The following is a 16,445-nucleotide window of genomic DNA, read 5'->3' on the forward strand; positions in this document are numbered from 1 at the left end:
GCCTGCGGGCATGAATGGAGAACAAGATGAAAAACTGGAAAACAAGCGCGGAACAAATTCTGACCTCAGGGCCGGTTGTTCCTGTGATTGTTATCAATAAACTGGAACACGCGGTTCCGCTGGCGAAAGCACTGGTTGCTGGCGGCGTGCGTGTGCTGGAAGTCACTTTGCGTACCCCGTGTGCGATGGATGCGATCCGCGCGATTGCCAAAGAAGTTCCTGAAGCCATTATTGGTGCCGGTACCGTGCTTAATCCTGAACAACTGGCCGAAGTGACTGAAGCCGGTGCCCAGTTTGCGATTAGCCCTGGCCTGACCGATGCGCTGCTTAAAGCGGCGAACGCGGGTTCGATTCCACTGATCCCAGGTATCTGTACCGTTTCAGAACTGATGATGGGTCTGGATGCCGGTCTGCGTGAATTTAAATTCTTCCCGGCAGAAGCCAACGGTGGCGTGAAAGCGTTGCAGGCGATTGCTGGGCCATTCCCTCAGGTGCGTTTCTGCCCAACCGGCGGGATTTCACCGAAGAACTACCGTGACTATCTGGCGCTGAAAAGCGTGCTGTGTATCGGTGGATCCTGGCTGGTGCCAGCCGACGCACTGGAAAGCGGTGACTACGCGCGGATCACTGAACTGGCGAAAGAAGCCGTTGCAGGCGCGAAACTTTGATTTTGCTACAGTAACGTTGATTCTGAAGCAATAAAATGTAAAAACCTCCCGAGGGAGGTTTTTTTATGTCTGAAATTCAGCGATTAACGCGCGGCGATAATCTTGATTTCAATTTTGTATTTCGGGTTCATCAGGTTGGCCTGCACGGTACAACGCACCGGTGCATTGCCCGGAGAAACCCACGCATCCCAGGCTTCGTTCATGGCCGGGAAGTCTTCTTTGTTGACCAGAAACAGCGTGGCATCGAGAATTTTGCTTTTGTCTGAGCCCGCTTCAGTCAGTGCTGCATCGATAATCGCCAGCGTTTCTGCCGTCTGATCTTTCGCGTTAGCCTCCAGATTTTCCGGTACGGCGGTGTAATAAATGGTGTCGTTATGGATAACGATGTCGGACATCCGTGGCTCAGGGCGGATACGTTCGATGGTCATTTTTTTAACTCCGGTTAGTCACATACTTATGATGGCGCTAAGGGTATCACAAAGCATGAATACGTTGGATTGGCAGATGACGGTGGTAGTGAAGCCAAGGGATTGGCATAATCACTGCTGATCCGTACAGGTAGAGAGACAGAGTGACAGACGATTTCGCAACAGACGGCGCACTGGCGCAGAAAATTGAAGGTTTTAAACCCCGCGAACCTCAGCGTCTGATGGCGCAGGCTGTCAGCAAAGCCATCAGCGGTAAGCAAGGGCTGGTGGTGGAAGCCGGGACAGGTACCGGTAAAACCTATGCGTATCTTGCTCCGGCACTGCGCTCCGGCAAAAAAGTCATTATCTCGACCGGTTCGAAAAACTTACAGGATCAGCTCTATTCCCGCGATTTGCCCAAAGTAGCCAGCGCGCTGAATTTCAAAGGCCGTCTGGCGCTGCTGAAAGGGCGCTCAAACTATCTGTGTCTGGAACGACTGGAGCAGCAATCGCTCTCCGGCGGCGATCTCGCCAGTCAGGCACTCAGCGAACTGGCGCATCTGCGTCACTGGTCGAGCAGCACGGAAGAGGGCGATATCAGCACCTGTAACGTGGTGCCGGAAGACAGCTTTGTCTGGCCGCTGGTGACCAGCACTAACGATAACTGCCTCGGCAGTGACTGTCCGCTGTATAAAGAATGCTTCGTTGTGAAAGCCCGCCGCAAGGCGATGGACGCTGACGTGGTGGTGGTGAACCATCACCTGTTTATGGCGGACATGGTGGTGAAAGAGAGCGGTTTCGGTGAGCTGATCCCTGAGGCTGACGTCATGATTTTCGACGAAGCCCATCAGATCCCCGATATCGCCAGCCAGTATTTCGGCCAGCAGGTCACCAGCCGTCAGTTGCTCGATATGGCGAAAGACATCACGATTGCCTATCGCACCGAAGTACGCGATTCCGTGCAGCTACAGAAAAGCGCCGACCGCCTGAGTCAGAGCACGATGGATTTTCGTCTTGCGCTCGGTGAGCCGGGTTTTCGTGGCAATCTGCGCGATGTGCTTAACCAGCCTGCCATCCAGCGCGCACTGTTACTGCTCGATGATGCCCTGGAACTTTGTTACGACGTGGTCAAACTTTCCCTCGGCCGCTCCGCGCTGCTGGATGCCGCGTTCGAACGTGCCACGCTTTACCGTAACCGTCTGAAACGCCTGAAAGATGTCTCTATCCCCGGCTACAGTTACTGGTATGAATGTAACTCGCGTCATTTCGTGCTGGCGCTGACGCCGTTGTCAGTGACCGACAAATTCAGCGAGATGATGAAAGAGAAACCGGGCGCGTGGATTTTCACTTCCGCCACGCTTTCGGTGAACGATCAGCTGCATCATTTTACCGAACGCCTCGGGCTGGATGAGGCCGAAACATTATTGCTGCCGAGTCCGTTCGATTACGCCAAACAGGCGCTGCTATGCGTGCCGCGTTTTCTGCCAGAGTCAAATGTGAACGGCAGTTCTAAACAGCTGGCGCGCATGTTGCGTCCGCTGATCGAAGCCAACAAAGGCCGCTGTTTCTTCCTGTGTACGTCACATAAAATGATGCGCGAACTGGCCGAAGAATTCAGGGCCAGTCTGACGCTGCCGGTTTTATTGCAGGGCGAAACCAGCAAGGGCCAGCTTCTGGCGCAGTTTGTCGAAGCCGGTAATGCGTTGCTGGTAGCGACCAGCAGTTTCTGGGAAGGCGTAGATGTGCGGGGTGATGCGTTGTCCTGCGTCATTATCGACAAACTGCCGTTCACTTCTCCTGACGATCCGCTGCTGAAAGCCCGTATTGAGGATTGTCGCCTGCGCGGCGGCGATCCGTTCAATGACGTACAATTACCGGATGCGGTCATTACCCTGAAACAGGGGGTCGGGCGTTTAATCCGTGATACCTCTGACCGCGGTGTGATGGTGATTTGCGACAACCGGCTGGTGATGCGCCCTTATGGCGAAGTTTTCCTCAACAGTTTGCCGCCGACACCGCGCACGCGTGATCTGGCACAAGCGATCCGCTTTTTACAGAACGCTGAAGAGCAGAAATAGCCCTTTGTTTATGCTAAGATGCCGCCCCGAAAAAGGCTCTTATACCCGTCATATTTCAAGTTGCAGATGCGTTGACTGCGCTCACTAACCCCGGTCACTTAGTTATCTAAGTTCCCGGGGATTCACGAGCTTGTCGCCTTCCTGCAACTCGAAGTATTTAGAGTGTAACTTATTAATTTCCCCGCCTGAGGTCTGGCATGTCCACGCGAATTTTAGCAATTGATACGGCGACAGAAGCCTGTTCGGTTGCGCTTTATAATCAGGGCGAAACGCTCGCTCATTTTGAACTCTGTGCCCGCGAGCATACGCAGCGTATTTTGCCGATGGTTCAGCAAATTCTCGCCGAAGCAGGACTTTCCCTGGCTCAGCTCGACGCGCTGGCTTTTGGCCGCGGTCCGGGCAGTTTTACCGGTGTGCGCATCGGCATTGGTATGGCTCAGGGACTCTCTCTGGGTGCGGAACTGCCTTTGCTGCCGGTGTCTACGTTGCAGACCATGGCGCAGGGCGCGTATCGCCTGACCGGTGCAGATAATGTGCTCGCGGCCATTGATGCGCGCATGGGCGAAGTGTACTGGGGTGAATTTAGCCGCAATGCGCAGGGCGTCTGGAGCGGTGAAGAGACCGAGAAAGTCATCAAGCCGGAACAGCTATTGGCGCGCGCCCCTGAATTATCTGGCCGGTTTGCTACAGTGGGCACCGGCTGGGTGACCTATCCTCATCTGTTAGGTGAATCTCCGCTCGCTGAATTATTTGATGGCGAAATGTTACTGCCCCATGCTGAAGATATGCTGCCGCTGGCGCTCCGGCTCTGGGAAAATGGCGTCCGTGTTAATCCTGAAGATGCGGAACCCACTTATCTGCGCAACGAAGTGACGTGGAAAAAGCTGCCGGGACGGTAAATGACGGTAAAGTCAGGCAACTTGTACTCTGAAAAGTGGTCAAAATGAAGAGTTTGCACAGGAGTCATCTCAATGCGTACGTGGTCTGTAATTCAGCAGTTATCAGGTAAAACGGGTAAGAAAATGGCGCTAAGTGCGGTTGCACTTAGTGCTCTGGTGTTATCGGGTTGTGTCACGGTGCCGGATGAAATTCGCGGAACCACGGCCACCCCGCAGATGAATTTACAGGCAGTGCAGGGCGCACCGAGTCTTTATGTCGGGCAGGAGTCACGTTTTGGCGGCAAAGTGGTCTCTGTGACCAATCTGCAAAACAAAACCCGCCTCGAAATTGCCACGGTACCGCTGGATGAAGGCGCAAGACCGGTCTTGGGCGCGGCCTCGCGCGGGCGCATCATGGCCTACATTAACGGCTTTGTGGATCCTGTTGATTATCGTAATCAGCTGGTCACCGTCGTCGGGCCGATTACCGGTGTGGAGAAAGGCAAAATTGGCCAGACTTCCTATGACTTTGTCACGGTAAACGTCAACAGCTATAAACGCTGGCGGATACAGCAACAGGTTGTGATGCCTCCGCAGCCATTCGGCCCGTGGGGTTACGGCTACGGCGGCCCTTATGATCCATGGGGGCGCGGGTTTGGACCCGGCTGGGGGCCCGGTTGGTATGACACGACACCCGCAGGGGTCGAGAGCGTCGTCACCGAATAGACCTCCGCCACACGGTGGACATCCTCCTCACGCAGGCCCACCTCCGGCGGCAGTGAAACCGGCTACGGCACAACCTGTGCCGCCGCCACCTAAGCATTAAAGGCAGTTTTTAAGGCGGCTTAATTGCCGCCTTTTTAATTATGGTTAAGAAAGTTGGCCAGGGATGGTTTGGCAATCTAAGGGCGCAGAAAAAGTGACCCGCCTCTCAACCTCGACATTGTTTGAAACGCAACTGGTAAGCTGAGTTAAAATATTGTTAAAGGCGTGATAAAACTCGTCGAATAGAGACGGCAACAGAACATGATTTCAGGAGTGATACCTTGGAAAAGGTTTGGCTAAAACGATATCCGGCAGATGTTCCAGAGAACATCGATCCTGACCGCTACAGTTCGCTGGTCGAAATGTTTGAAAATTCCGCACTGCGTTATGCCGACAGTGTGGCATTTATCAACATGGGCGAGGCGATGACCTACCGCAAGCTCGAAGAACGCAGCCGGGCTTTCGCCGCGTATCTGCAAAATGAGCTGGGTCTGCAAAAGGGCGACCGTGTTGCGCTGATGATGCCGAATTTGCTGCAATACCCGATTGCACTGTTTGGCGTATTGCGCGCAGGGATGGTGGTGGTTAACGTTAACCCGCTGTATACGCCGCGTGAGCTGGAGCATCAGCTGAACGACAGTGGCGCCAGTGCGATTGTGATTGTCTCCAACTTTGCCCATACGCTGGAAAAAGTGGTGTTCAAAACGCAGGTCAAACACGTCATCCTGACCCGCATGGGTGATCAGCTTTCTGCCGCCAAAGGCACCCTGGTCAACTTTGTGGTGAAATATGTCAAACGGCTGGTGCCGAAATATCATCTGCCGAACGCGATTTCCTTCCGTACCGCCTTACAGCGCGGACGTCGTCTGCAATATATCAAACCCGATATCATCAATGACGATCTGGCCTTTCTGCAATATACCGGCGGAACGACAGGCGTGGCGAAGGGCGCGATGCTGACACACAGAAACATGCAGGCGAATCTCGAACAGGCGAAGGCGGCGTATGCACCGCTGCTGCGGCCAGGCCATGAACTGGTGGTGACGGCACTTCCGCTTTATCATATTTTTGCCCTGACCGTGAATTGTCTGCTGTTCCTCGATCTGGGCGGCAAGAGCCTGCTTATCACCAATCCGCGCGACGTATCCGGCATGGTCAAAGAGCTGAGTAAATATCCGTTTACCGCCATCAGCGGCGTAAATACTCTGTTTAATGCGCTGCTCAATAACGAAGATTTCCGCGAGCTGGATTTCTCCACGCTGCGTCTTTCAGTTGGCGGCGGGATGTCGGTGCAAAAGTCTGTGGCGGATAAATGGGAAAAACTGACCGGTAAACATCTGCTGGAAGGTTATGGTCTGACGGAGTGCTCACCGCTGGTGGCAGGCAATCCGTACGATTTGAAACATTACAGCGGCAGTATTGGTCTTCCTGTGCCGTCGACAGAAGTCCGTCTGGTGGATGACAACGGCCACGACGTCGCACCGGGGCTGCCGGGGGAGTTGTGGGTGCGTGGCCCTCAGGTCATGCTGGGATACTGGCAGCGGCCTTCGGCAACCGATGAGGTGCTAAAAGATGGCTGGTTATCGACGGGCGATATCGTTACAGTGGACGAGCAGGGCTTCTTACGGATTGTTGACCGTAAAAAAGACATGATTCTGGTTTCCGGTTTCAATGTTTACCCTAACGAAATTGAAGAGGTAGTTTCACAACACGACAAAGTGCTCGAAGTTGCCGCCATTGGTGTGCCGAATGAGTCGTCGGGTGAAATTGTCAAAATTTGCGTGGTGAAAAAAGACCCTTCACTGACCAGCGAAGAACTCCTGGCGCACTGTCGCCGGTTATTAACCGGTTACAAAGTACCGAAGATTGTCGAGTTCCGTGATGAGTTACCGAAGTCAAATGTCGGTAAAATCCTCAGACGGGAACTTCGCGATGAGCAGGCAAAACCCAAGGCCGATCCGAAGCAGGATGCAGCATAGCGGGTAACGCGTTTGTTCAGTGAGAGTCAGATTCTTAACGCCGGCGATGTCCGGCGTTGTCACGTTATAACGCAGTAATGATTAAGAGAATTAAGATTTGAATTATCAGTTGATCACCACCAATGATGCACTGGAGCAGGTTTGCCTTCAGGCCAAAGCGCACAGCAAAATTGCGCTGGATACCGAATTTGTTCGCACCCGCACTTATTACCCGCAACTGGGCCTGATTCAGCTTTTTGACGGCGAACAGCTCACGCTTATCGATCCTTTACCGATCACCGCCTGGCAGCCTTTCATTGATTTGCTGGTTAATCCTGATGTCATCAAGTTCCTCCATGCAGGCAGCGAAGATCTCGAAGTTTTCCTCAATGCTTTTGGTGTGATGCCAACCCCTCTGATCGATACGCAAATCCTCGCGGCGTTCAGCGGGCGTCCGCTTTCATGTGGTTTTGCGCGTCTGGTGGCGGAAACAACCGGCGTTGAGCTGGATAAAAGTGAATCACGCACTGACTGGATTGCCCGCCCGCTGAGTGAAAAGCAATGCGTGTATGCGGCGGCTGACGTGTGGTATCTGTTGCCACTGGCCGATCAGCTGATGCGTGAAACCGAAGAAGCAGGGTGGATGGACGCGGCGCTGGACGAATGTCTGGCACTCTGTCGCCGTCGCAGCGAAGTCCTGCAACCTGAGCTGGCCTATCTGGAAATCAGTAATGCGTTCCAGCTGCGTCCGCGTCAGTTAGGTTGCCTCAAACTGTTAGCCGCATGGCGACTTAATCAGGCACGTCAGCGTGACCTGGCCGTGAACTTTGTGGTTCGTGAGGAAAACCTCTGGCAGGTCGCCCGCTATCAGCCAACCTCGCTGGGCGAGCTGGAAGCGCTGGGCCTGAGTGGTCCTGAAATTCGCTATCACGGTCGTACGTTGCTGACGCTGGTGGAAGAATCCAATGCGCTGGATGAATCCGACCTTCCGGCACCGATTTTGAACCTTATCGACCAGTCCGGTTATCGCAAAGTCTTCAAAGACATCAAAGCCCTGATCCAAACGGTGAGTGAAGAGAGCAAACTCAGTGTTGAATTACTGGCATCACGTCGCCAGATTAACCAGTTGCTGACACATCACTGGAAGTTAAAAGATAAAGAATCACCGCCAGAATTAATCAGTGGCTGGCGTGGGAAATTATTAGCTGAAAGGCTCAATGAAATTCTGAGCAATTATTGATTCCTTCGTTAAGAAGGATAAATGAATTCATCGTGTGAATAAAAAAGAGTGGGCAAATGTCCCGCTCTTTTTTTATTCTTAACGGAAAACAATAGCCGAAAAGATGTTTGCCGATAACGCGTTGTCATAAAACATGCCGAATTAAATCAGTGTAGGGAGATTAATTTCCAGCATGAATGAGATGAGTCTTAATCAAAACTTTCAGGAATAACGCCAAAACAGAAGAAAAATGAATCTGCTTAGTGGGTTTATATACAGTGGTTATTTGAGGGAAATAAAAGAATAAGAGAAAGGGATATGAAAAAAGCAGTGGCCCCCTGAGGAAACAGAGGGCGCTATGCTGAAAAAAACACCTGCAAACAGGCTAAACGGACTGCTGTCATTTAGGCGCTTCTTCCGACTCTGGCAGGGTGACGTTAAGTTCCAGTACGGAAATATCGTCACCTTTTTGCTCGAACTGAACCTGCAACATTTCAGGGTCAATCTTAATGTACTTACAGATGACCGCGAGAATATCGCGTTTCAGTTCAGGCAGATACGAAGGTTCACTATCCCCACGACGCCGTTCGGCTACGATGATCTGTAGCCGTTCCTTGGCTATATTGGCTGTCGATTTTTTGCGGGACAGAAAGAAATCTAACAATGCCATGGTTTATCCCCCAAAAAGGCGTTTCAGGAAACTCTTCTTCTCTTCCTCAATAAAACGGAATGCACGTTCTTCCCCAAGCAGACGGCTGACGGTATCGTCATACGCTTTCCCTGCATCGGATTCCTGATCCAGAATGACCGGTTCGCCCTGGTTGGACGCACGCAGTACAGACTGATCTTCAGGGATAACCCCGATCAAAGGAATGCGCAGGATTTCCAGCACATCTTCCATGCTCAGCATGTCGCCACGACTGACACGGCCCGGGTTGTAACGGGTAAGAAGCAGATGTTCTTTGATAGGCTCCTGGCCTTGCTCCGCACGACGGGATTTTGAAGACAAAATACCCAGAATACGGTCTGAATCTCGAACGGACGAGACTTCAGGGTTGGTGGTGATCACGGCTTCATCGGCGAAGTACAACGCCATCAGCGCACCGGTTTCAATACCAGCCGGGGAGTCACACACCACGAAGTCGAATTCCATCTCGCCTAAATCGTTCAGGATTTTTTCCACGCCTTCACGGGTCAGCGCATCTTTATCGCGCGTCTGTGAGGCCGGAAGAATAAACAGGTTATCAGTGCGTTTATCTTTGATAAGCGCCTGATTCAGCGTGGCATCACCCTGGATCACGTTCACGAAATCATAAACCACCCGGCGCTCACAGCCCATAATCAAATCGAGATTACGCAGACCGATATCGAAATCGATAACAACAGTCTTTTTGCCTTTTTGAGCTAAACCGGTAGCAATGGCCGCGCTTGAAGTGGTCTTGCCAACGCCCCCTTTACCCGATGTAACAACTATGATGCGTGCCATGAATGGATTCCTTGTCAAAAGGGCTTAGTTTAAAGGTTGTATGGTTAACACATTATTTATCAGGCTGAGGCGCGCTGCCTGACCGAGATAATCGGTCGGGATTTGATCACTCAACCAGTATTGCCCTGCGATAGAGACTAGTTCAGCGCCCAATTGCGTGCAAAAAATCTGACAATTTGCATCGCCTGCGGCGCCAGCCAGTGCTCTGCCTCGCATCATGCCGTAGATGTGGATATTGCCATCGGCAATCAGTTCCGCACCTGCGCTGACACTATTGGTCACGATGAGGTCGCTGTTACGGGCATAAATCTGTTGGCCGGATCTGACCGGGGTACTGACAATGCGGGTCTTGGCCGGGGCATTGTCGGGCACGACAGGAACCGGTGGTTCAGCAGCGATACGCTGGGCACGACCTTCACTCAGCAGCGGCAAACCGGTGCGGGAAAGTGCGCGTTTTTGCGCTTCGTCTTTACAACCACTGATGCCAACAACGCGAAAGCCTGCAGAAGCGACAGCCTGTTGAATGTCTTTCCAGTTTGCTGCACCTGTGAGTGAAGCAACGTTGATAACAACAGGGGCATTTTTCAAAAAGGCCGGAGCTTGCTCCACTTTTTCCTGTAATGCCTGATAAATAACCTCTGGTTGTGAACTATGTAAATGAACAACCGATAAGGTAAAACTGCTGCCTTTTAGTTCTATTGGCGATTGTGACATCTATCCTGACTCAGTCTCAGCAACTCTAAATCCCCGGAATACCACTCGGGGGGCGATATTCCGATGTACGATAAGCATGTTATAGTTACAGTTATATCTAGGCAAGCCACCGTTTCAATAAAATAGAGTTAAAAAAATGCTTTGTGTGATCTATAGAAGTACTAAACGCGACCAGACTTATCTGTATGTCGAAAAAAAAGACGATTTTTCCCGTGTACCTGAAGAATTACTGAAAGGTTTTGGCGTGCCTCAGTTCGCAATGATGCTAAATCTGGCGAACCGTGAAAAACTGGCTGCGGCCGATATTGCGAAAGTGCGTCAGTCTCTCGAAGAGCAGGGTTATTATCTCCAGGTTCCACCGCCGGTAGAAAGCTTATTGAATATCCATCTGAGCGACACCAGCAAATAACGCATTTCTGACATTTGTTTCGGCATTCCTCGAACTTTCGGACGTCATGACTTGCATTCATCGTTGTAGTGCTCAAAGCTTAGAATGATGAATCACTTGCAGAAGTCAAAAGGAAGAAATTGATGAAATTGTCGGCACTGGCCGTGTTAACACCGCTGATCATCCTCAGCGGTTGTGCATCACAGAAAGCTACATCAGGGCAAACCACCGCGCCATCCACTCCGGCAACACAGCCTGCCGCCGCCGCACCGGCAGCGCCTTCAGGCAAAACGTCTCTGGCAGAGCAGGGGCGGGATCCCGCTGAATTCCCGGCTTATGTCGAACAACTAAAAGCGCAGGCGCTCGCTCAGGACATCAGCCAGCAGACCATCGACAGCACCTTCACGAATATCCATTTCGTCGACCGCGTGATCAATTCAGACCGCAATCAGTTAGAGAAGAAAATTACCCTCGACGATTATCTGACCCGCGTACTGCCCGAATGGAAGATTAAACAGGGGCAGGAGCAGTTGCAAAACAACCTGCCTGCGCTGACAAAAGCCAGCGACCGTTATGGCGTACAGCCGCAGTACATCGTGGCGCTGTGGGCGATGGAAAGCAGCTTCGGCAAAATTCAGGGTAAAGAGGATGTGTTCTCTGCACTGGCAACGCTGGCCTTTGAAGGGCGCCGTGAAGCCTTCTTCACCAAAGAATTTATGTCGGCACTTAAAATTGTTGATTCAGGCAAAGCCAGCAGTGACATGATGAAAGGCTCATGGGCTGGTGCGATGGGACAATCGCAGTTTATGCCAAGCTCGTATCTGACTTACGGCGCAGACGGTAACAGCGACGGCAAAATCGATATCTGGAAAAATACGGATGATGTGTTTGCCTCAACGGCCAACTATTTATCCAAAGAAGGCTGGAAGGGCGATCAGGGTTGGGGTCAGGAAGTGAAACTGCCAGCTAACTTTAACGGCAATCTGGCAGGGCTTAAAAATAACCAGATGCATCCTGCCCGTTACTGGCAGCAACTTGGCGTAACACAGGTCGACGGCACTCCGCTGACATCGACAGCCACCCGCGCGTGGATTATCACACCGGATGACACGCAAGGGCGCGCGTTCCTGGTTTACGATAATTTCCGTACGATCATGCACTGGAACCGCTCAACGTATTTCGCTCTGAGTATCGGCATGATGGCGGATGGTGTGACGGGCGCACAGACACCGGTGGTTTCCGGCTCTGCGGCACCGGCTCAGACCACACCGGCACCTTCTGCACCGTTAGCGCCGGCACCGCATAATCCTTTTAGCGGCTGATATTCCTCACATCAAGGAGTGGCTGTATGTACCAACACAGAGACTGGCACGGCGCATTACTCGATTTCCCTGTGAACAAGGTGGTGTGTGTCGGCAATAACTACGCAGACCACATCAAAGAGATGGGCGGCAAACGATCGGCCGAACCGGTGGTGTTCATTAAACCGGAAACGGCGCTCTGCGATATTCGCCAGCCTGTCGCGATCCCGAAGGATTTCGGCGCTGTGCATCATGAAGTCGAACTGGCGGTACTGATTGGCACTCCGCTTAAGCAGGCAACGGAAGATCGCGTGGCTAATGCCATCGCCGGTTACGGGCTGGCACTGGATCTCACGCTGCGGGATTTACAGACTCAGCTTAAAGAGTCGGGACAACCCTGGGAAAAAGCCAAAGGATTTGACGGCTCATGTCCTGTTAGCGGGTTTATTCCGGTCAGTGAGTTTGGCGATGCACAGCAGGCCGAATTGCTACTGGAGATCAACGGGCAGACGCGTCAGTCAGGCAATACCCGTGACATGCTGACGCCGCTTTTGCCGCTGATAGCCTATATGAGCCGTTTCTTCACACTGCGCACCGGTGACATCATCCTGACCGGGACTCCGCACGGCGTTGGCCCGCTCCACGCCGGGGATGAAATCTTAGCTACACTGAATGGTAAGCAGGTCGCCACCCGCGTAATTTAACGCAATGCAAGATGCCGCCGGTGCAGCTTTCCGGCGGCTTTACTTGCATCTGCAGGCCAAAGCGTCTATATAAGCACCCTCATTTTATTTATACCGGATGCACATCATGACTGAACCCGCTTTTTGGCAGCAAAAAACGCTGTCTGAAATGACTGACCAAGAATGGGAAGCATTGTGCGACGGCTGCGGGCAATGCTGCCTGCATAAGCTGATTGATGAAGACACGGACGAGATTTACTTCACCAACGTCGCGTGTAACCAGCTCAATATTAAATCTTGTCAGTGCCGTAACTACGAACGTCGTTTCACGCTGGAAGAAGACTGCATCAAACTGACGCGCGAAAATCTGACCACCTTCGACTGGTTGCCGCCTACCTGCGCATACCGGCTGATAGGTGAGGGCAAGCCGCTGTTGCCGTGGCATCCGCTGCTCAATAAAGCCTCCAAATCTGCCATGCATACGGCGCAGATTTCCGTACGTTATATCGCTGTGCGCGAAGATGACGTGGAAGACTGGCAGGATCACATCATGAATAAGCCAAGCTGGGCGAAGTAACTACTTGAAGTGATTGAAGAACTTCATCACTGTGATATAGCGCGGGGCATATACGGGGCATCACCCGTAAATCCTGCGTTCAAAATGTCCATCTGATTACTGTTATTCTCGCTCATCCACTTCCCGTAAACGCTGTACACCATCTGTGAAGATGTGTGACCCATTTGGTTTGCTACAAAGTTCGGATTCGCTCCGGCGCTTAATGCCCAGCAGGCAAAAGTGTGTCGCGTTTCGTATGCCTTGCGATGACGAATGCCCGCCTTCTTTAATGCGAAGTTCCACGTTCCGCTAAATACCCCAGGAGAGTACCAGTCTCCACCTTTACCATTCCTTGCGGACAGGCGAGGGGAGAACACAAAGGTGCAATCATCTTTTCGAATTCTGCCAAATTCTCGAAGGTGAACATCTACCTTTATTTGCTTCCCCATCCTCGTTAAAGTCATTTGCTCCTTCAGCGCCTCTATCGCAGGGTTAGTCAACTTGATAGTTCGGTTGCCGCTCTCTGTCTTAGGTGGAGTGAAGTGATTAACAACAGCCATATTTCGGCTAATAGTTATCGTCCATTCCTTCAGGTCAATATCTTCCCATGACAGCGCACATATCTCCCCGTGTCTCATCCCTGTATTCACCGCCAGACGCCAGATGTTCTTTACCTGAAGTGACGGTGCAACTTCTATAAGCCTCGCATATTCCTCCCGGGTTAACGGATCTGGTTCTGATTTGCTTTTCTTTAATGGGCTCACCCCAAGGAAAGGCGAACGTTCTATGTATCCGTTTGCCACCGCAAACTCCATCATCCCGGCAAAGCACGACATGTAGACATTTACCGTTCTGACTGTGCGCCCCTTTTTGAGTTGTCGGGTTTTTTGATGAATTCCAGCCACCTGAAAGCCAGTCAGCAACTCCCTTCTCAGGCCGAGCACCATTTCATTAGTGACAGAAGAAATCAGCCTGTCTTCCCCAATAATTCCTATGCAGATTTTGATGTATGACCGGTACCTGTTAATTCCGTTTCGTGTGATTTCCATTTCTTTCAAAGCCAGCCATTTCTCCGCAAGTTGCTCCATCGTTACGTTCAACTGAGCAACGCCGAACTTATGCAACTGCTTTGACGAAGGGAACTGTGCAGCATAGTTGAAGTTCCCCGTCTTAATAGCGTAGCGAACTGACTCCCTCAACTCGCCAGCCATGCGGCGGTTCTTCGACGTGTCCGGAACGCCAAGGTTTTCCCTAACCCTTTGCCCCTGGTAGATGAACCACACCCGCAGCAATCCGCAGTGGTTCTCTACCCCAGTAGGATAATCAGCCATCCTCATTTCCTCATATGTTGATAGGAGAGGGCATTTAAGCAGAAATCTTCCTGCGGATCGCCGGCCTTTGTCGTTCAACCCAATTATCGATTTCTTGGCGGTTATACATGATCGGGCTGTTTTGCTTTGGATTGAGGTCGGGGGCAACATGGCGGTACTCACGACCTTCCATCCATGAACTGCGTCTTGCGTGTTGGATCATGTGTTTGGTCATGCCGGTGAGGGACATGAGTAAATCTTCCGAGACCCATTTGCTCGGGTTCATGTGAATAACATTATCCATTGCTTACCTCTGCTATTTACCCTCAGCCACCCGATGAACCCAAACGCAAAGCCACAGCCAGGCTTCATGACCTGATGGGCATAGTGGCTTAGCTTGGTTGGCGTATTTATCGAGCAACTGACGGAGAGTGTGGCGGTTGTCTTTACTGCGGAGTTCGGTGAGGAGTTTCTTTGCGATGCTTCTGACTGCGTTGTCTGCCTCTTCTGGCGTCATGGGCTACTCCAGTTTTACACCTGGGATTTTGCCTGCTGCGATGGCGTCGTAAGTTTGTTGCACGACGGTGTTGTTTGGTCTTACGCCAATCTCAAAGCAGATGTTTGCAATAACCTCATCCCTTGCGACATCTTCTGGCGAGCGAATAGGGCGAAACTTTAGCGTGGCGGGGTGAGCAACAAGCTCGGCCTTCCCATTAGTCATGCTGGAAAGACCGATGACAACTGTATGGTCTGACAAGTAATTAACAATTCCTGCCTGCCATTCAGTGGCATCACTATATGGTCTAACTTCACAAGCTTCGCCAACTCTGACACTGCTAAAACCATCCCATGCTGGCTCGGTGATTGGTCGTCGCTCGGCGATAATTGTGTACCGGTCTAAATCACAACCAGAAACATCATACTGACGAGTTAAAAATTCCTTTGTGCCTGAGAATTTGCAGCCTTCCTTCCAGCCGTTGCAAAATCTAATGGCATCACTGTTTCCGTAGTTATAAACTATGGTGCACCACTCAGGCACACCCTCGAAATCCTTCTCACTTCCCTTCGTAATCTCGTATTTCATCTCGTTACCTCAATCAAAGAATCTGATAGTTGAGCCTTTCAGCCACGCAGAGCAGACGACGCCGTTTACTTGCTTTCCGGCCGGTGAGGTTGCATCAAACTCTGTGGCGTAATTGTCACCATTAGAGCATCCAGCCCATGAGTAACCGCCGATGTGAATATTGGTGAATCCGTTATCTGCCAACACCTTTTCCGCCCGTTCTGGGTCAGTGCAGCCAGCAAGAGCAACGCAAATCAGAGCTATCCCTATAATCTTTTCATGCTGCCTCTCCATAGTGAACTTTCGTTAGCTGTCGATGGCCGGTGATAACGTGAGCCATGTGATGTTTGTTGGTATTGGTGACTTCGATTTGATAGTGCTTGCCGCGGTATCTGATGCTGTAGGTGAATGGGTGAGACTTGTTGCCGGTGCCGTACTTCTTCTTGTGTTCTTCTATTGCCGAGTATGCTGCCGCTATATGGGCTGGCTCGGTGTCACCCTTGATGAGGACTTTCACTGCGCTCTCCAATCTTCAGTATTTCGGTCACCGCCCCGACTTCACAGCCGGCAGCAAGAATGCTCGTCCCTTCTTGCAGTGATACCCGCACATCAGCTGGCTCGGCTCCTGTCATGCTCCACAATCCCTGTTTCAACACCGCTTCAAGTTCAGACGTGTCTACTCGACCCGCGTAGAAGTGTGCGCGGGGTAATTTAACTGTGATCATCGGGGGATACCTCATGTTGCAGGCGTAAAAAAACCAGCTATTGCTGGCTATTTTTTGGCGGTTATTTCCACCACAACTCAATGCAGAGATGGCCTAGCCATAAAGAACGCATCGGACCATCATTCCAGAAATAGAAATATTTCCAGTTGCTCTTCTTCTGCCATGAAACTGCCAGCCACCAGCCACCGCTTGGGCTGGGTATTGGGATTTTCATCACTCACCATCCTTCACGATTCCGCCAGCGGC

The 16,445-nt window shown here is 51.7% G+C and carries 20 protein-coding genes; 10 read left to right on the forward strand and 10 right to left on the reverse strand.

Annotated features, from left to right (window positions below; genetic code table 11):
* The first annotated feature begins 26 nt into the window (after positions 1 to 26).
* Positions 27 to 668, forward strand: coding sequence for a bifunctional 4-hydroxy-2-oxoglutarate aldolase/2-dehydro-3-deoxy-phosphogluconate aldolase (locus D6C13_RS02105; protein WP_120131189.1), 642 nt, complete (start codon positions 27 to 29; stop codon positions 666 to 668).
* 83 nt (positions 669 to 751) lie between these two features.
* Here the strand turns inward: D6C13_RS02105 and D6C13_RS02110 are convergent, their stop codons facing one another.
* Entirely contained in the window at positions 752 to 1,096 is a 345-nt protein-coding gene (locus D6C13_RS02110) for a RidA family protein (protein WP_119827204.1), read from the reverse strand.
* Positions 1,097 to 1,239: 143 nt separating this feature from the next.
* Here D6C13_RS02110 and yoaA point away from each other — a divergent pair, with 143 nt between their 5' ends.
* The 5 genes from yoaA (at position 1,240) to rnd (ending at position 7,994) form a co-directional block, all read left to right on the forward strand.
* Complete coding sequence (gene yoaA, locus D6C13_RS02115; RefSeq protein WP_120131190.1) at positions 1,240 to 3,153, forward strand: DNA repair helicase YoaA; 1,914 nt, start codon at positions 1,240 to 1,242, stop codon at positions 3,151 to 3,153.
* A 197-nt stretch (positions 3,154 to 3,350) separates the two neighbouring features.
* The gene (tsaB, locus tag D6C13_RS02120; protein WP_120131191.1) at positions 3,351 to 4,052 is read left to right on the forward strand and encodes a tRNA (adenosine(37)-N6)-threonylcarbamoyltransferase complex dimerization subunit type 1 TsaB; all 702 of its coding nucleotides are present in this window, start codon (positions 3,351 to 3,353) and stop codon (positions 4,050 to 4,052) included.
* A 72-nt stretch (positions 4,053 to 4,124) separates the two neighbouring features.
* On the forward strand, positions 4,125 to 4,757 hold the full coding sequence (locus tag D6C13_RS02125) for a Slp family lipoprotein (RefSeq protein WP_120131192.1): 633 nt from the start codon (positions 4,125 to 4,127) through the stop codon (positions 4,755 to 4,757).
* Between the two features lie 320 nt (positions 4,758 to 5,077).
* Positions 5,078 to 6,775, forward strand: coding sequence for a long-chain-fatty-acid--CoA ligase FadD (gene fadD, locus D6C13_RS02130; RefSeq protein ID WP_120131193.1), 1,698 nt, complete (start codon positions 5,078 to 5,080; stop codon positions 6,773 to 6,775).
* Positions 6,776 to 6,872: 97 nt separating this feature from the next.
* A complete protein-coding gene (gene rnd / locus D6C13_RS02135; protein WP_120131194.1) occupies positions 6,873 to 7,994 on the forward strand; it encodes a ribonuclease D in 1,122 nt (373 codons plus the stop codon).
* Between the two features lie 379 nt (positions 7,995 to 8,373).
* Here rnd and minE read toward each other — a convergent pair whose 3' ends face one another.
* Genes minE through minC form a run of 3 tightly spaced genes read right to left on the reverse strand, consistent with a single transcriptional unit; the run spans position 8,374 to position 10,173 of the window.
* Positions 8,374 to 8,643 (reverse strand): cell division topological specificity factor MinE, encoded by a 270-nt coding sequence (gene minE / locus D6C13_RS02140; RefSeq protein WP_112290033.1) that lies wholly within the window; start codon positions 8,641 to 8,643, stop codon positions 8,374 to 8,376.
* 3 nt (positions 8,644 to 8,646) lie between these two features.
* The gene (gene minD / locus D6C13_RS02145) at positions 8,647 to 9,459 is read right to left on the reverse strand and encodes a septum site-determining protein MinD (protein WP_120131195.1); all 813 of its coding nucleotides are present in this window, start codon (positions 9,457 to 9,459) and stop codon (positions 8,647 to 8,649) included.
* A gap of 24 nt (positions 9,460 to 9,483) precedes the next feature.
* Positions 9,484 to 10,173, reverse strand: a complete 690-nt coding sequence (gene minC / locus D6C13_RS02150; protein ID WP_120131196.1) for a septum site-determining protein MinC — start codon at positions 10,171 to 10,173, stop codon at positions 9,484 to 9,486.
* Between the two features lie 136 nt (positions 10,174 to 10,309).
* Between minC and D6C13_RS02155 the strand changes: the two genes are divergently transcribed.
* The 4 genes from D6C13_RS02155 (at position 10,310) to D6C13_RS02170 (ending at position 13,122) form a co-directional block, all read left to right on the forward strand.
* On the forward strand, positions 10,310 to 10,582 hold the full coding sequence (locus D6C13_RS02155) for a YcgL domain-containing protein (protein ID WP_120131197.1): 273 nt from the start codon (positions 10,310 to 10,312) through the stop codon (positions 10,580 to 10,582).
* 122 nt (positions 10,583 to 10,704) lie between these two features.
* Entirely contained in the window at positions 10,705 to 11,883 is a 1,179-nt protein-coding gene (locus tag D6C13_RS02160; RefSeq protein ID WP_120131198.1) for a lytic murein transglycosylase, read from the forward strand.
* A gap of 26 nt (positions 11,884 to 11,909) precedes the next feature.
* Positions 11,910 to 12,566, forward strand: coding sequence for a fumarylacetoacetate hydrolase family protein (locus D6C13_RS02165; protein ID WP_120131199.1), 657 nt, complete (start codon positions 11,910 to 11,912; stop codon positions 12,564 to 12,566).
* Positions 12,567 to 12,672: 106 nt separating this feature from the next.
* A complete protein-coding gene (locus tag D6C13_RS02170) occupies positions 12,673 to 13,122 on the forward strand; it encodes a YcgN family cysteine cluster protein (protein ID WP_120131200.1) in 450 nt (149 codons plus the stop codon).
* Between the two features lie 26 nt (positions 13,123 to 13,148).
* Here D6C13_RS02170 and D6C13_RS02175 read toward each other — a convergent pair whose 3' ends face one another.
* The 6 genes from D6C13_RS02175 to D6C13_RS25555 all read right to left on the reverse strand — a co-directional run bounded on the left by D6C13_RS02175 (position 13,149) and on the right by D6C13_RS25555 (position 16,413).
* Complete coding sequence (locus tag D6C13_RS02175) at positions 13,149 to 14,432, reverse strand: site-specific integrase (RefSeq protein ID WP_120131201.1); 1,284 nt, start codon at positions 14,430 to 14,432, stop codon at positions 13,149 to 13,151.
* Positions 14,433 to 14,466: 34 nt separating this feature from the next.
* Positions 14,467 to 14,715, reverse strand: a complete 249-nt coding sequence (locus tag D6C13_RS02180; protein WP_104921770.1) for an excisionase family protein — start codon at positions 14,713 to 14,715, stop codon at positions 14,467 to 14,469.
* A 216-nt stretch (positions 14,716 to 14,931) separates the two neighbouring features.
* Positions 14,932 to 15,495 carry a hypothetical protein gene (locus D6C13_RS02190; RefSeq protein WP_120131203.1) on the reverse strand — a complete coding sequence of 188 codons (564 nt, stop codon included), beginning with the start codon at positions 15,493 to 15,495 and terminating at the stop codon, positions 14,932 to 14,934.
* Positions 15,496 to 15,751: 256 nt separating this feature from the next.
* Positions 15,752 to 15,991: a DUF4060 family protein gene (locus D6C13_RS02200; protein WP_120131278.1), complete on the reverse strand. Its 240-nt coding sequence runs from the start codon at positions 15,989 to 15,991 to the stop codon at positions 15,752 to 15,754.
* A complete protein-coding gene (locus tag D6C13_RS25550) occupies positions 15,969 to 16,199 on the reverse strand; it encodes a hypothetical protein (RefSeq protein ID WP_167457970.1) in 231 nt (76 codons plus the stop codon). The genes D6C13_RS02200 and D6C13_RS25550 overlap by 23 nt, the downstream gene beginning before the upstream one ends.
* Before the next feature lie 61 nt (positions 16,200 to 16,260).
* Complete coding sequence (locus D6C13_RS25555) at positions 16,261 to 16,413, reverse strand: hypothetical protein (RefSeq protein WP_167457971.1); 153 nt, start codon at positions 16,411 to 16,413, stop codon at positions 16,261 to 16,263.
* Positions 16,414 to 16,445 lie beyond the last annotated feature (32 nt).

This window comes from Rahnella woolbedingensis, from assembly GCF_003602095.1.
Lineage (GTDB): Bacteria > Pseudomonadota > Gammaproteobacteria > Enterobacterales > Enterobacteriaceae > Rahnella > Rahnella woolbedingensis.